Raw genomic sequence first — 473 nt, 5'->3', positions numbered from 1 at the left:
GCCCTCGCGGGAGCGAGGGCATTTCTCTTTATGGGCTATATCCGGGGTGAAGGGCGGGATCAGGGGACGCTGTTTCCAGTGGTATTGGACGATCTGGTTCCGACCGATCATGTATGCCGTGTGATCGATGCGTTCGTGGACGGTTTAGCGATGTCGGAGCTTGGGTTCGAGCGGTCCGAGGCGGCGGAGACGGGCCGTCCTGGCTACGATCCGCGTGATCTGCTGAAGCTGTATCTGTACGGTTATCTGCATATGATCCGTTCTTCGCGGCGTCTTGAAGCAGAGTGCCGCCGCAACGTCGAGCTGATGTGGCTGCTGGGCCGTCTGTATCCGGACCACAAGTCCATCGCCGAGTTCCGGCGGATGCATCGCGATGCGATCACTGCGGCGGGAGCCGAACTGGTGCGGTTGGCGCGAGGCTGCGGGTTGATCCGCGGCGAGTGGATAGCGGTCGATGGCACGAAGTTCCGCGC

At 61.9% G+C, this 473-nt stretch carries 1 protein-coding gene; it reads left to right on the top strand.

Annotated features, from left to right (window positions below):
* Positions 1–30: 30 nt before the first annotated feature.
* Positions 31–473, top strand: a 443-nt coding sequence (locus tag HB393_RS24920; RefSeq protein ID WP_213807932.1) for a transposase, incomplete at its 3' end; no start/stop codon positions are given.

Source organism: Granulicella sp. dw_53, from assembly GCF_018449545.1.
Lineage (GTDB): Bacteria > Acidobacteriota > Terriglobia > Terriglobales > Acidobacteriaceae > Edaphobacter.
This window is presented reverse-complemented; position numbering and strand designations above follow the sequence as displayed.